At 56.3% G+C, this 15267-nt stretch carries 10 protein-coding genes; 3 read left to right on the forward strand and 7 right to left on the reverse strand.

Annotated features, from left to right (window positions below):
- Positions 1-10: 10 nt before the first annotated feature.
- The 3 genes from urtC to urtA form a co-directional block, all read right to left on the reverse strand.
- Entirely contained in the window at positions 11-1126 is a 1116-nt protein-coding gene (gene urtC / locus A0U92_RS16410; RefSeq protein ID WP_077814529.1) for an urea ABC transporter permease subunit UrtC, read from the reverse strand.
- A 50-nt stretch (positions 1127-1176) separates the two neighbouring features.
- Entirely contained in the window at positions 1177-2103 is a 927-nt protein-coding gene (urtB, locus tag A0U92_RS16415; protein WP_077814051.1) for an urea ABC transporter permease subunit UrtB, read from the reverse strand.
- A 98-nt stretch (positions 2104-2201) separates the two neighbouring features.
- The gene (gene urtA, locus A0U92_RS16420) at positions 2202-3443 is read right to left on the reverse strand and encodes an urea ABC transporter substrate-binding protein (RefSeq protein WP_475638749.1); all 1242 of its coding nucleotides are present in this window, start codon (positions 3441-3443) and stop codon (positions 2202-2204) included.
- 236 nt (positions 3444-3679) lie between these two features.
- Between urtA and A0U92_RS16425 the strand changes: the two genes are divergently transcribed.
- Both A0U92_RS16425 and A0U92_RS16430 read left to right on the forward strand, forming a co-directional pair.
- Entirely contained in the window at positions 3680-7009 is a 3330-nt protein-coding gene (locus A0U92_RS16425; protein ID WP_077814531.1) for a hybrid sensor histidine kinase/response regulator, read from the forward strand.
- Positions 7006-7908: a response regulator transcription factor gene (locus tag A0U92_RS16430; protein ID WP_077814052.1), complete on the forward strand. Its 903-nt coding sequence runs from the start codon at positions 7006-7008 to the stop codon at positions 7906-7908. The genes A0U92_RS16425 and A0U92_RS16430 overlap by 4 nt, the downstream gene beginning before the upstream one ends.
- A 3-nt stretch (positions 7909-7911) precedes the next feature.
- Here A0U92_RS16430 and A0U92_RS16435 read toward each other — a convergent pair whose 3' ends face one another.
- Positions 7912-8919, reverse strand: a complete 1008-nt coding sequence (locus A0U92_RS16435; RefSeq protein ID WP_077814532.1) for a formamidase — start codon at positions 8917-8919, stop codon at positions 7912-7914.
- A gap of 395 nt (positions 8920-9314) precedes the next feature.
- On the reverse strand, positions 9315-10628 hold the full coding sequence (locus tag A0U92_RS16440) for an Nramp family divalent metal transporter (protein ID WP_077814053.1): 1314 nt from the start codon (positions 10626-10628) through the stop codon (positions 9315-9317).
- Positions 10629-10792: 164 nt separating this feature from the next.
- On the opposite strand from A0U92_RS16440, the gene A0U92_RS16445 reads away from it, so the two are divergent.
- A complete protein-coding gene (locus tag A0U92_RS16445; protein WP_077814054.1) occupies positions 10793-11944 on the forward strand; it encodes a pyridoxal phosphate-dependent aminotransferase in 1152 nt (383 codons plus the stop codon).
- A gap of 640 nt (positions 11945-12584) precedes the next feature.
- Here A0U92_RS16445 and A0U92_RS16455 read toward each other — a convergent pair.
- Entirely contained in the window at positions 12585-13667 is a 1083-nt protein-coding gene (locus A0U92_RS16455) for a purine nucleoside permease (protein WP_187668804.1), read from the reverse strand.
- 27 nt (positions 13668-13694) lie between these two features.
- On the reverse strand, positions 13695-15266 hold the full coding sequence (locus A0U92_RS16460; RefSeq protein WP_077814056.1) for an adenosine deaminase family protein: 1572 nt from the start codon (positions 15264-15266) through the stop codon (positions 13695-13697).
- Position 15267: the final 1 nt, after the last annotated feature.

Here is a 15267-nt window from a genome sequence, read left to right on the forward strand (position 1 = left end):
TAAGCTCTCCCTACGCCTTTTCATCCGTGGGACTGGACGCCTTGCTGCTCAGTGCGCTCAAAAAGCGGTCCACATACCGGTCGAGATGAGTTCGGTACAGGCTGGCAAGACCACCGGGGAGGAACAGCACGATCCCGATGAACAGCCCGCCCATGGCGAAGGTCCAGAGTTCGGGTAGTGATTCCGAAAAGCTCGTTCGCGCCCAGTTGACGACCAATGTGCCGTACACTGCTCCGAACAGGGAGTTCCGGCCACCGACCGCGCAGTAAATGACCATTTCGATGGATGGCACGATCCCGACGAAGGTCGGCGACATGAATCCGACTTCCAGCGTGAACAGTGCGCCGCCGATACCGGCCATGGCCGCACAGAACGCAAAAATGAAAATCTTGAAGTTCGCCACGTTGTATCCGGAAAACCGGACACGATCTTCCTGATCCCGTATTGCGCGCAGGATACGGCCCAGCTTGCTGCGCCGGACGAAACGGACCATCAGCATGCAGACCAGAAGCAGGATCGCCCCGACGTAATAGAGAACCAGTTTCGCGTGGTCACTCTGGATATCCCAGCCATTCAGTGTTCGCAGATCGGTAATGCCGTTGACGCCACCGGTATAGCCCTGCTGCCCTATGATGAGGATGGTCAGGATCGACGCGATGGCCTGGGTGATGATCGCAAAATAAGTGCCACCCACACGACGGCGAAACATGGCGATACCAATGACCATGGCCAGAAGTGTCGGAACTGCCAGCACGGCCAGAAATGTAAAGGACAGGCTGTGGAATGGTTTCCAGAACCATGGCAGGGCTGTGATCTGGTTCCAATCCATGAAATCGGGAATCCCCGGAGTGGACTGGCTTTTGGTCGCTTCTGGTGTCGACGCCTGGAGTTTCAGGAACATCGCCATGCAATATCCGCCAAGGCCAAAGAATATTCCCTGTCCCAGACTGAGGATTCCCGTGTCGCCCCAGCAGGCGACCAGCCCGATGGCCACGAAGGCGTAGGTCAGATATTTTCCGACCAGCGTCAGGCGAAACGCATCCAGCCCCACGGGCAGCACGACCAGAAGAACCACGGCGAGGATACTGAAGAACAGGATATCCTTGCGGTTCTGAAGGGAAAACATGTCTTTCTCCCGAAATATGGAAATTTTGGCCTGAACGCGCGTCAGCATTTTCAACGCCGGACCTTGAGTGCAAACAGACCCTGGGGACGGATCATCAGGATTCCCACGACTGTCAGCAGGACGATCACCTGCGCCATTGAGCCGTTGAAGAAGAATTCGAGGATTGAACGCACCTGCGAAATGCTGAAAGCCGAGGCTATCGTTCCGCCCAGACTTTCTGTCCCACCGAAAGCGACCACCAGAAACGTGTCCACGATATATTGTTGTCCCGCCGTAGGACTGGTGGAACCGATCATGGTGAAGGCTGCGCCGGCGACGCCCGCAACTCCGCAACCGAGCCCGAATGTTGTGCGATCAACCCATTCAGTATCGATACCAACCGCGCCGGCCATGCTCCGGTTCTGCATCACCGCCCGCACCTGCTTGCCCCAGCCGGAACGATAGAGGAGCGCATAGACGCCGCCGGTAATCAGCAGCGTCAGGGAGATGACGATCATACCGTTGATCGGGATCTGGATGGTGTCGGTCAGATTCCATGACCCCATCATCCATGAAGGCAATGTTACGCCGACCTCGCGTGCACCGAAAGTCGAACGCAGAACCTGTTGCAGGATCAGGCTGACGCCCCAGGTTGCAAGCAGCGTGTCGAGCGGTCTTTTGTAGAGAAAGCGTATCAACGACCACTCCAGCAACATCCCGATTCCTCCAGCAACGATGAAGGCCAGGATGACAGCGAAGAAGAAGTAAAGGCCGAACAGACCGGGCAACCACCGCTCGAAAATCTGCGAGCAGACATAGGTCGTGTAGGCGCCGAGAATCATGAATTCGCCGTGCGCCATATTGATGACGCCCATCTGGCCGAACACGATCGCCAGCCCCAGTGCCATCAGGAGGAAAACCGAAAACAGAATGAGTCCGGCGAAGCTCTGCATGACGAAAATCGACGCCAGATCGTTGACTGAATATCCCGCGAACATCGAGATCCCCCCTGATGAAGGACACATGGGCGCGACACAGGAAAACAGAGCCTGGACGCGACCTGATGATATGAAAAATTATTTTTGCAAAAAGAGTTTTACTGATAGCCAACCGGGAAAGGGTTAGGCTCGATCAGGTCAGGTGTCTGGTAGATGACATTGAACTGGCCATCCGTCCGCGCCTGCCCGACCAGCGTGCGGCTCCATAAATGATGATTCTTGGCGATGCGGACATAACCTTCGGGTGCGTCCTTGAATTCGATCCCCGGTGAGGCTTCGATAACCTTGTCGATATCGAACGATCCGGCTTTCTCGACGCTCATTTTCCAAAGCCACGGGCCCAGATAGGCGGCCTGGGTCACATCACCGATCACGCTGTTCTCCCCCCACATTTTCTTGAAGGCAGCGACGAATTTCTGATTTTCCGGAGTTGCAATGCTCTGGAAATATTTCATGCAGGCGTAGGCGCCGGCAATGTTCTCGCCACCGATACCAAGAATTTCGTCCTCAGTGACCGAAATGGTCATCAGGTTATGTTTCGACAGATCCAGCCCGGCAGCTTTCAGCTGCTTGTAGAAGGCGACATTCGAACCACCGACAATAATCGCGTAGATCACATCGGGCTTTGTGAGCTTGATCTTGTTGATGACCGAATTGAACTGTGAATCGCCAAGAGGGAAATATTCCTCTCCTACGACGCGAGATCCCTTCAGATGGTTTTCAATATGCTTGCGTGCGATCTTGTTCGCGGTACGTGGCCAGATATAGTCGGACCCAAGCAGATAATACGTTTTGGCGTTCTTTTCCTTGGAAATCCAGTCGAGGCCCGCCAGAATCTGCTGCGTCGCTTCCTGGCCCGTGTAGATCACGTTGCGGGACTGTTCCAGACCCTCGTAGAAAGTCGGATAGTAAAGCAACCCGTTATAATGCTCGAAAACCGGCAGCACCGCTTTGCGCGAGGCAGAAGTCCAGCAGCCGAACACCGAGGCGCATTTATCGTTTTCCAGCAGTTTGCGCGCCTTCTCGGCGAAGGTCGGCCAGTCGCTGGCGCCATCTTCCTGAATATACTTGATCTTGCGTCCCAGAACGCCACCCGCCTCGTTGATCTGCGTGATTGCAAGCTTCTCGGCTTCAACCGATCCGGTTTCGCTCAGAGCCATTGTGCCGGTGATGGAATGCAGGATGCCAACAGTCACGCTATCGTCGGTGACGGCCAGGCCGGTCTTGTTGACCGATGCGGTGGCTGGGGTATCCGCTCTGGCCAGATGCGGTATCAGCGCACCGACGGGTAGCGCTGACATGCCCATCAGAACCTTGCGACGGCTATAGTGTATGTTCAACGGATTTTTTCTGTCAGGCATTATCTGTTCACCTTCGCTGCAAGTGTCCGTGTTCTTGGGGACGACATGACAAGGATTCAGATCAGACAGCGCATTTTCCATACGTCGATTGACGTAGCGTGCCGGAAGCAAAAGACACTATTTTATTTCGATTTCGATATGTAGAGTAAGGCCAACCGAAAATCGCTGTGTTCGGCCATACGGAAAGATCTATGTTTCCACATCAGCGAATCATTATGTCACGTCGCAGCTACAACCGTCTGGTCGTGGACGAGACGATGGAAGACTACGCCTTGCGTTTCACGCCGGCTTCGGCCCGGCGCTGGTCGCTGCCGAGCGTCGCCAACACGGCTTTTGGAGGCGTGTCGTTTCTGGCGCTGGAAATGATCGGCGGTCTGGTTTTTCTGCAATATGGTTTCACCAACGCAACATTGGCGCTGCTGATCGGTGTAGCACTGATTTTCCTGCTCAGCCTGCCTATCAGCTATCATTCATCACGCTGCGGCATCGATATCGACCTGCTCACGCGCGGAGCGGGCTTCGGCTATATCGGATCGACGCTGACCTCGCTGGTCTACGCATCGTTCACATTCATGTTCTTCGCCATCGAAGGCGCGATCCTGTCCGATATCCTGAAGCTGAGTCTGGGTATTCCGCTCTGGCTGGGATACATCCTGTCCACACTGGTTGTCATACCCATCGTCGCACGGGGCTTTACGCTCATCAGCCGGTTTCAGGCATGGACGGTCATACCGTGGCTGGCGCTTCAGCTTTTGCCCTTCGTGGTGATCGCGTGGCGACAGCCCGATGCGGCGGCTGGGTGGTCGCATTATGCGGGACAGAATCCGTCAATGCCCCGACTGATGGGGATTGGAGCGGCATTTTCCATCATCTTCTCTGTTGTTACCCAGATAGGCGAACAGTCGGATTTTCTGCGCTTCCTCCCCATCCCGCAGAATGGACGGCAGAAATGGGCATGGTGGATGGTCATCCTGACCTGTGGTGCCGGATGGATCTTCGCGGGCGGGCTGAAGATCCTGGCGGGTATGTTCCTGGCCTGGCTGACCCTGCGTCAGGGAATGCCCTCCGCCGTCGCGCAGCAGCCGACGACAATGTATCTGATGGCGTTCAGACAGGTGACGGCTCACTCCGGCTGGGCGCTCGCCCTGACCACTCTTTTCATTGCGTTGTCTCAGATCAAGATCAATATCACCAACGCCTATGCCGGATCGATTGCGTGGTCCAATTTCTTCTCGCGCGTCACACACAGTCATCCGGGTCGCGTCGTGTGGCTAGCATTCAATGTTGGACTTGCGCTGCTGCTGATGGAAATGGACATCTACAGCACCATCATCAGTCTGCTGTTTCTGCATTCAACCGTCGCCGCCTCCTGGATCGGTGCGTTGACGTCCGATCTGGTCGTCAACAAGCCTCTGGGTCTCAGCCCACCGGGCATCGAATTTCGTCGCGCTTACCTGTACGACATCAATCCTGTCGGTATTGGAGCCATGACCGGTGGTATTGTGGCGTCGGCAGCGTTTTATCTTGGAGCATTCGGGCCCACGCTGGCTGTTTTCGCGCCTATGGCCGCGCTGGTCTGCGCCTTCTGTCTGGCTCCCCTTATCGGTTGGGCGACGCGAGGCCGGTATTATCTGGCGCGTCGTCGCTTCGTGCCGCCGGCGGATTGCAACCGGTATGTCTGTGTGGTCTGCCAGAACAGTTTTGAAGGCGAGGATATTGCCCGTTGCCCCGTATATGCGGGTTTCATATGCTCGCTGTGCTGCAGTCTGGATTCACGCTGCCGCGACGCGTGCAAGCCGGATGGCGCGCGTCTGAGCGGCCAGATAGCATCCGTGGCGCGCGTATTGCTGCCGCAGGCGCTCATGACGCCCAATCTCGGAATCATCTATCGCTATCTGGCTATCCTGTTTGCGCTGATGGCCTGTACCGGTGGTGTGCTTTGCGGACTGTATGTTGCGATCGTTCCATTCACCACGGTTCAGTCCTCCGGCCTGTATGCGGTTTTGTGGAAGACGTTCTTCCTGCTGCTACTGCCACTGGCAATGTTGGCATGGTTCGTGGTCCTGAACCAGCGAAGCTATCGTGCCGCTGAAGACGAAAACCGCTACCAGACCCAGCTGTTGATGAAAGAAATACGCGCTCATCGTCGGACCGATCAGCAACTGAAGAAAGCCAAGGAGCGCGCAGAAGCGGCCAATCTGTCAAAAAGCCGCTTCATGGTCGGCGTGAATCACGAAATCCGCACTCCGCTCAATTCGATAATGGGATATGCCTATCTTCTGGAAAACCGGATGTTGACCCCGGCGCGGCGGGATGAAGGGCTGAAGGTCATCCAGCGCAGCGCCGAGCATCTGAGTGGTCTGATCGAGGGTCTGTTCGACATCTCCAAGATCGAAGCAGGCCGGATGGACGTGCTGCACGAAAAAATCAACCTGCGCGACTTCCTGCGGCATCTGACCGATATGCTGCGATTTCAGGCCAATCAGAGGAATCTTGATTTCATTGAGGATATCCCGGACACTATTCCGGACTATGTCATCACCGACCAGCGTCGATTGAGGCAGATTCTGATCAACCTGCTGTCAAACGCGATAAAATTCACGAATCAGGGCTCCGTCTCACTTTCAGTCCGCTGGGGGACGGAGATTGCGATATTCGAAATCCGTGACACAGGGATCGGTATCCCGGAAGAGGATATGGACCGCATCCATGAACCATTTCAGCGGAGTTCGCACCCGAATTCCCGTAGTATTCCCGGAACCGGTCTCGGGCTGACCATAACGAGCCTGCTGGTCCAGATCCTGGGGGGAGAGTTGACGATTTCCAGCAAGGTCGGACAGGGGACGACCTGTCGCGTGCGGTTGATGCTGGCCAGCGCTCCGTCTGATACGGGAACGATGCCCCCGATAAGTCTGCTGACAAAAACAGGATCAATGGCGATGGGAGAGCGTCGGCCCAGTGTCTTCGTGGTCGATGATGACCCGATTCATAGGGGCATGATCAACGATACTCTGGAACCGCTGGGTTTCGTGGTCTATTCTGCCGCTGACGGACAGGAATGTCTGGATATCGCCGCTCATGCTTCGATCGATCTGTTTCTGCTGGACGTCAACATGCCCGGCATGAACGGATGGCAACTGGCCCGCAGGCTACGGCAGGGGATCAATCGTGCCTCCGTTATCCTGATCATCTCTGCCGACGAGCAGGTAAGAACTCAGGCAAACAGCGAAGGATTGTGTGATGGCATCCTGTCCAAGCCAATTTCCATCTCCGAGTTGCTGACCCTGATTGACCGTACGCTGGTTCCGATGCCTCTCCCTCCCGAAGCTGCCTCTCAGACCATGACAGCTCGGTTACTGACGCCAGCCGCTCTGTCAGAACTCCGGCGTCTGGCCCGGCTTGGCCATATCGCCGGCCTGATACGTTTTCTGGACACGATTGCAGACACGGCGCCGGACGACGCGCGGATTATCCGTGATCTGGCAAAAAATTTTCAGATCGGGGAATTGCGCGCTTTCTTCGATAACTACGAGGAGCGTCGATGACCAGCATTGTACTCGTCGTGGACGACGAACCTGTCAATCTCTCTCTTGCCACCGACATTCTGGAATCTGGAGGCTTTACGGTTCTTGTTGCGCAATCGGCTGACGACGGTCTGGCCATTCTGGCCGATGTTCCGGTGGATCTGGTGTTGCTGGATGCCGTGATGCCGGGGAAAGATGGATTCCAGATGTGCCGTATCATGAAGGCGGTCCCGGATTATCGTGACATTCCAGTCATTTTCATGACCGGACTGTCCGGGCAGGATGACATTGTTCTGGCATTTGAAACGGGCAGTGTTGATTATATCGTCAAGCCCATCAAGCCCGCTGAACTGCTGGCCCGCACGCGCACGCATCTGGACAATGCCAGAAAAACCAAGAAAATTTTTCGTGCCATAAACTTTTCCGGCCGTCATTTTCTGGCCACTGACAGGGAAGGCGTGGTGCAGTGGTTCTCTCCGCAGGTTCCCTCCATTATCGGGAACACCGCAGCCTATGGCACGACGTTAAATCTGCCAGCGGACACTCTGTGCTGGCTGCTGGCCTGCATCAATACGCCGTCATCCGTTGATGTCAGCTACAGACAGCAGGATACGGATGTGGAGTACGGTGTTGAATTCAGTTTCATGGGACAGCCTGAACCCCATGAATATCTGGTGCGTCTGGCCGTTGTCCGGGACGGACAGGACATTACATGTCTTCAGGTACGACTGGGCCTGACGGTTCGGGAGGCCGAGGTTCTGTTCTGGGTGGCAAAAGGCAAGACCAATCGTGACATTGCCGAAATCCTGTCGATCAGCCATCGAACGATCAATAAACACCTTGAGCAGATATACATAAAAATAGGCGTGGAAAACAGGACGGCCGCAACCGCCCGTGTTCTCCACGCTCTTCATGGATAGAAATTATTTAGGCATTGGACCGAGTTTCACACCATCCGGATAATATTTCCAGCCATCCCGGATACGCACCTTGTTGTCCCAGGGAAGCTTGTACTCTCCGGCGGCAAGATCTCTTACCCAGGTCAGGTAATTGGCCTTCTCGCCACCCGGCTTACCGACATAGGCCCGGCATCCCAGATTGAAGATGTTGTTTTCCAATGCCCAGTTTTCGCGCGCCTTGTCCACCAGGCGAGGGAACAGTTCTGCGGTAACGATTTCCCACGGGTTGCGGTGTCCCTGCTGGATCACGTTGCCGTCGTAATTGCAGACCGTACCTTCACCAAAATAGTAGAACACATTGTCATATCCAGCCAGATTGACCGATATGGTGTACATCAGGTTATGCCAGGCGTTGGTTCTGTTGGTCCAGATCCACTGGTCGTTGACCTGCGTCGAATAGCCGGAGATGCGAATATAGACATTCGCGCCTTTGTAAGCCGCCTCGCGCGCCAGTTCGGGGAACATGCCATCATGACAGATGCATACCGCCAGACGGGATCCCTTGGGACCATCACAGACCGGCATCCCGAAATTTCCCGGTGACCAGGGTTCGATAGGCACCCATGGCTGCAATTTGCGGTAATGCAGTGCGATCTCACCATCAGCATTGATGATGATGGCTGTGTTGTAGGGAGGCAGCGACGGATCTTCGTTTCGCTCCATGAGCGAGAAGACACCCCATATATCGTTGCGCTTGCAGGCTTCCTTGAAACGGGTGATTTCCGGGCTTTCGACCGTCAGCAGCATTTCGTCGTAAGTCCAGATCGACGTATTCAGGCCCTGTGTCGAATATTCCGGGAATACAATGACATCCAGGTCCGGGTATCCGGCCTTGGTTGAATCGACCGCGCGGCAGATCTGATCAACCTGCGTCTGAATATCTTCGGGGCCTTTGATGACCGGGACCGGATACTGAACCAGTGCGATCAGAAGAGCCTCTTCCCACGCGCTTACGCTCCCTGTGCTTCCCATAAACCGTTCCTTTGCAAAAACGACGACCGTATTCGGCCAGTCAGACAGCAGATCGAAGACGTATCGTCTCCAACCCATGAAGCAACCGTCACGCATCATGTGGATTCAGGCCCATACGTCGTTTGACTTACGGTTTATAAAAAAAATCTTTTATCACCATGAAAGATGAGGAATTGTATTGTCTTCGGACTTACTGGCTGCTCGGATCATGTCAAAGCGTGTAAACGGCTGAAAGCGTTTAATGGTTTGTGCTGGAGGTCTTGTTCTGCCTGAAGGCATGTCCACTGGGGTCAGAAAATTCATTAAATGAAAGATGTTTCTCAAATTATTTAAGCGTGGAGAGAGGAAAAACAGAGTGTCCAGAGAGGTCTTTCTGTGGCTGTCATCTGTAAATTCTATCCCATCAATGTATCATAAAGCAGCTTGAAGTTCAGCACGAGGATGATGCCCGACACCCCCCACGCCAGCCCCGCGACAGGCCGGGAAATGGTGAACCGTCCCATCATGTCGCGCCGCGTCACGAACCAGACCAGAGGCACCACGGCGAAGGGAAGCTGCATGGACAGGATGACCTGACTCAGCAGCAACAGGTTATCCACGCTTTTGTCGCCAAACCAGACGGAGGCGATCACCACCGGCACGATGGCGAGACCCCGTGTCAGCAGGCGTCGCGCCCAGTCGGGCAGACGCAGGTGCAGGAAGCCTTCCATCACGATCTGTCCGGCGAGCGTGCCGGTGATGGTCGAGTTCATTCCCGCCGCGAGCAGGGCCACGGCGAACAGGGTCGAGGCCAGCGCCGCGCCGAGCACGGGAGAGAGCAGATGGTAGGCCACGCCGATCTCCGCCACGTTGCTATGACCCGTTGAATGGAAGGCGGCCGCAGCCACGATCAGGATGGCGGCGTTGATGAACAGCGCCAGTGACAGGGCGATGGTGCTGTCGAGCGTGGCGAAGCGGATGGCCTCGCGCCTGCCGTCAGGTGTGCGTTCATAGGCGCGGGTCTGCACGATGGAGGAGTGCAGGTAGAGGTTGTGCGGCATGACCGTCGCGCCGACGATACCGATGGCGATGTAGAGCATCGTGTGGTTGGTCAGGATGCTGGTCGTGGGGATGAACCCGTGCAGGATACCGCCCGCCGGAGGGTGGGCCATGACCAGTTGCGCGGCAAAACAGGCGGCGATGATGCATAGCAACCCGATGATGAAGGCTTCGAGATAACGGAAGCCTCGTCCCATCAGCAGCAGCACGATGAACGCGTCCAGCGCCGAAAGCAGCGAGCCGGTCAGCAGGGAAAAGCCGAACAGGAGTTGCAGGGCGATGGCCGTGCCGATCACCTCGGCCAGATCGCAGGCGATGATGGCCAGTTCGCAGGCCAGCCACAGCAGCAGATTGACCCCGGGCGAAAAACGCTCCCGACAGGCCTGCGCGAGATCCATTCCCGTTGCGATGCCCAGACGGGCTGAGAGCGCCTGAAGCAGGACCGCCATCAGGTTGGACAGCAGGACGACACTGAGCAGCGCATAGCCGAACTGCGCTCCGCCCTGCAGGTCTGTCGCCCAGTTGCCGGGGTCCATGTAGCCGACTGAAATGAGGTATCCGGGTCCGATAAAGGCCAGAAATCGTCTCAGTGTGGAAGCGTCGGGGCCGGGGACATGGATGGTCGCGAAAACATCCGGAAGGCTGCGGCGGGTGCTGTCTGCGTTCGGCACGATTGATCTCTGATCTGCTTGGCGTGAGCGGGTTCGCCCTCATAATATGCACAATGCTATACAGGATTGCATCAGGAAACAGTAATCAATTCATGCAAGGCATGGCCGGGGCTGGGTGTTTCGGGCAGAGTTAACATCTTCCTGCAACCTTCCGGAGCGTGTTGATGACTGTTCCCGAGATTGATCCTTTCCACACTGTCACGCTCAGCACGCTGGCGCATCGTCTTGCGGCGGAAGGCCGAAGCATCATTCACATGGAATTCGGACAGCCCTCGACCAGCGCTCCGAAAGCGGCGGTGGCCCGGGCGCATCATGTGCTGGACACCGATCCGATGGGCTATTGGGAGAGTGACCCGCTCAAGGAGCGGATCGCCCGGCATTACGCAGAAAGCTACGGCGTGGCGGTGACGCCCGGCCAGATCACATTGACTGCGGGAGCATCGGTTGCGCTCGTGCTGGCCCTGACAAGCTGCTTCGTGCCGGGTATGCGGGTGGCGCTGGCGAGGCCGGGTTATGTGGCCTACCGCAATACGCTTCGTGCGCTCCACATGCAGCCCGTCGAGATTGCCTGCGGTGAGTCCGTACGTTTCCAGTTGACGGCAGAGGCAGTCGCCGCCCTGTCTCCGGCGCCGGATGGGCTGATCGTAGCAAGTCCCGCCAATCCGACCGGCACCATTCTATCCGCAGAGGAATTGTCCGCGATCGTGGAAGTCTGCCGGACACGCGGCATTCGCATTATTTCCGATGAAATCTATCACGGTCTGAGCTTTGGAGAGCCCACCCACAGCGTTCTCGAATATGATGATGATGCGTTGGTGGTGAACAGCTTCTCGAAATATTTCAGCATGGCCCCGTGGAGGCTCGGCTGGCTTGTCACGCCTGAAGACAGGGTTGACGCCGTGAAGGCGCGGATGGGCAATCTGTTTCTCACGCCGTCCTCACTGAGCCAGCATGCGGCGCTGGTGGCGTTCGAGTGTCGTGATGAACTTGACGGTCATCTGGAAACCTATCGGCACAATCGGGATCTGTTGCTGGAAGCTTTGCCAGTCTGGGGACTGCGGCATATCGCCCCACCCGATGGCGCTTTCTACATCTATGCCGATATTGGTCATCTGACGGATGACAGCCTCGCGTTCTGCACCCGACTGCTGGAGGAGACCGGTGTGGCGACGGCCCCAGGCATTGATTTCGATCCGGTGGATGGAAAGCATTTCATCCGGTTCAGTTTCGCCGCATCGACGGATCGCGTCAGAGAGGCCATCCGCCGGATGACGCCGTGGTTTATCGAGCGGGCGGCAGAATCAAAAGCGCCCTGATCCAGAGGAGATCAGGGCGTTTTCTGACGATAAAAACTGTCGACCGTATCAGGTTGCCGGCAATTCCTGATGGCGTCGCTGGATGTATTGCTACTGTCATAATAGACGACATAGAGGGCTGAACCGCTTGATGCTGCCGTCATCGTTGAAGACAAGCGTTCCATTCAGTGTATTTCCAGACTGAATGGTCAGATCAGAATCCTTCAGAACGATGGTGGCATTGGCTGAATTCCCGGCCAGTTCCTTCGTCGTCAGGGCTATGTCATCCCGGCTACTATCCTGTCAGTTGTCCGAAACGGTCCAGTCGCTGCTTGCTGCGCCAGCCCAAGTTACTGTGGCCATTCCCTCTCCTGCAGGCCGTTGATCGTCCATCAGGCCGCTGACCAGAATACCCGGATGCTTCCCAGTATGGATATCTGTTGTTGCCCCCCGAGGTGACATACGCCTGACAACAGGACCTGCTTTTATATTATGGTATTTCAAAGGTCGTGTTAAGAGTTTGGTGATATTATGTAATTTTATGGTATAAATTTCTGAATATTGGAGATTTATTTCATGATTGTAATTTATATTTTTAATTAAATTACAATCATGAAATAAAAATCTGGGGAATTTTATTATGAAGCGCCTTGGAAATACGTCAGTCTCCACCTGCCGTGGTGTTTTCATAACTGGACCAGTGAAGCGCCAGTTCCCGCACAACCATGCTGCCGACAAGCCAGGACGCATCCAGAGAAGGAATGAACCCTGAAAAACCGGTTTCATCAGCCTCTTCTTTCAGAAGGGCTGCCGCGCTCTCGCCTGTCGGAGGCATGTCGTAGTTGCTTGCCGCACGCAGGATCAGCACGCGATTGATATCCACCCGTCCGGCTTTTGCCTGAGCGGAAAGCGCCTGCATCAGGCCGATGTCTTCTTCCGCCGTTGTTGCGAACTGGCCCTGATTGCCTGTCCAGTATTTAACCCAGCGTTCCGCCCAGGCGTTCATCTTCGCGCCGACCCAGAAAGTTTCGGAAGAAAGCGTATCACCTACCATGACCTGCGGCGGCTTCTGTGCGGCGGGATAGTCCCTGTAGCGAGCCCGGCTGGCCTGAAGTGAGGGGGCATCAGGAAGGACGATGGCGTGCGTCAGCGTATAGGCCCAGTTCACAAGGTGAGCGTTGAGCGTATAGGCCATGTCGCCCCATTGGGAGTGCAACGCGGGAACCGGACGCGGTGTAGGGCTGGCGCCCTGCACAGGCACAAAACCATCCTGCCAGTCAGAGGGAATTTCACGGGCGTCAATCATATGGGCCAGGCCGCCATTGATGACGCGGGGTGCCCAGACTGCCGACCCGACAGACCCGAAATTCGGATTGATCCCGCCAATTCCTGCCAGCAGGAAATAGGCTTTTCGCAGATCGAAGCGCGGATCGAGCACCAGTCCTGTCATGGCCGAGGCCATGTGGGACGGCCCCTCTCCGGTCACAATGCCCAGAACATGCAGTTCCGGATTGTAGCGCAGGACTTCATGATAGCTGCCTCGCGCTGGCAGTTCTTCGCTGAGCGGAAGTTTCTCCACCCAGTGCTGGAATTCTCCGGGCACGTCTCCTGTGTCATTGCCGAGTTCGAATGTCGTCACAACCACGACACGCACAGGTATTTTCGCAAGGCTGGCGGCATGGGCCCGAGACAGCACACCGCATAAGGCAAGTGAGAGACAGACAAGAGAGGCAAGCTGGCGCATCAGGATATCCTTCAGGAAAAAACCGGTTCAGTTCTTGAGTGGCTGGCCGGTCGCCACCTGATGCTCAAACAGGCTGAACTGATTTTCGAGATCCCATTGCAGCCGGGCTTTCTGACTGTGCGTGAGCAATTCCCGGCACAAGCCCTCCGGCTCCACCTCTCCGGCATCGATACCCGCACAGGCGGGCGCACGGTGAAAAGGCTTTGTAGCATCCCACAGGCTTTTCCCTGACACAAACCCGTGCTCCAGCCCCATGCGGGACAGATCCTTCAGATCGGTATAGGACAGGGCATAGGTTTTCGCAGCCCGGAGATATTCGTCTGTCAGGCTGATGCGGGACACCCCCTCGTCATCCGTGGACAGGGCGACCGGCACGCCGTGCTCGCGATAGGTTGTGAACGGATGCGCATTGTCCTTGACGTCGAGGATCTGTTCATTGCTGCTCAGGTTGATCTCGACGAGGATATTCCTCTGCGCCATTTCCGCGAGCAGGCCGTAGGGATCGCGCTCCTGCATGATGTCCACGCCATGGCCGATGCGCGAGGCTCCGGCAATTTCGACAGCCTGACGGATATGGTCGTCCAGACCACTCGGCTCGACCAGCCCCTTGGACAGTTCACCCGCATGCAGGGAGAGTTTCACCTTCGGCCAGCGTTCCGAAAGTGTGTGGAACATCTGCATATGCAGCGTGTAATCCTGCATGGCGATCGGATTGTCCTCCGGTCCGACGATATTGATGCCGACAAAGCGGGTATCGGCGGTGGCCAGCGTGTAGCCGAAAGCGATCTGGGCCAGCACCATGCCGGGGGGCATCGTTCTGATCGTCTGATACAGATACCTGACTGCGACATGGCAACCGGGCAGCGCCTCGCCAGTCCCGCATTTCATGGTCGTACGAGCCTTGCGTTCCATGGAGTCCGTCTCTTCCCGCGCCAGTCTTACAAAATGGTTGAGATGGGGCACGATGCGAATTTCCGCCTGTGCGATGTCGCTCTCACGGCTGATCTTTTCAGAAGAACCCAGTCTGGCTACGGCGCTCAGTTGCGGCGACACCATCAGTTCGACATAGGTGATATGATCCCGCGCCGCCTGAGAGAGGGCGTCCACCAGCATGTCAGCGTCATGACCGGTTGTGGCGGGCAGGAACTTGTCGAATGTCGCAAAAAAATGGTCATGACCGGACCGATCGTGCGGCGACGGGATAAAATTCCGCATTGAGAGTGCGTCGATGGCCTGCGTATAGAGGGTCTGGTCCTGCATGATCCGGCCGGCCGGGATTGCGTCCTTGGAAGAGTGGAATCCAAAGGCGCAGCGGGTCGGACCGATCGCGCCCGTCTCCGGGTTCACGCAAAGCTGATCCTGTCTGGCCCACTCCAGCAGATGTTCCGCGTAAATGGCGCCGACCAGATGGTTATGCAGATCCGCCCCTTTCGGGAAGGCGCGCATGAAGAGAGGAAGCTCCTGCGGATTGGAGCGGATAGCTTCAAATCGGCTTGAGACAGCCGCCTGATCGGGGCTGTCCGGAGAGGCGGCAAACGCCACGGTGACAAACGGAAGGCTCAGTAGAGCCGGCAGAAAGCGTCGGATCATAGCCTGCATG

Origin of the sequence: Acetobacter aceti (assembly GCF_002005445.1) — a bacterium.
GTDB classification, from domain to species: Bacteria; Pseudomonadota; Alphaproteobacteria; order Acetobacterales; family Acetobacteraceae; genus Acetobacter; species Acetobacter aceti_B.

Coding starts and splice junctions, on each gene's coding strand:
- urtC (WP_077814529.1), bottom strand. CDS start 1,126: ATGTTTTCCCTTCAGAACCGCAAGGATATCCTGTTCTTCAGTATCCTC.
- urtB (WP_077814051.1), bottom strand. CDS start 2,103: ATGTTCGCGGGATATTCAGTCAACGATCTGGCGTCGATTTTCGTCATG.
- A0U92_RS16425 (WP_077814531.1), top strand. CDS start 3,680: ATGTCACGTCGCAGCTACAACCGTCTGGTCGTGGACGAGACGATGGAA.
- A0U92_RS16430 (WP_077814052.1), top strand. CDS start 7,006: ATGACCAGCATTGTACTCGTCGTGGACGACGAACCTGTCAATCTCTCT.
- A0U92_RS16435 (WP_077814532.1), bottom strand. CDS start 8,919: ATGGGAAGCACAGGGAGCGTAAGCGCGTGGGAAGAGGCTCTTCTGATC.
- A0U92_RS16445 (WP_077814054.1), top strand. CDS start 10,793: ATGACTGTTCCCGAGATTGATCCTTTCCACACTGTCACGCTCAGCACG.
- A0U92_RS16455 (WP_187668804.1), bottom strand. CDS start 13,667: ATGCGCCAGCTTGCCTCTCTTGTCTGTCTCTCACTTGCCTTATGCGGT.
- A0U92_RS16460 (WP_077814056.1), bottom strand. CDS start 15,266: ATGCAGGCTATGATCCGACGCTTTCTGCCGGCTCTACTGAGCCTTCCG.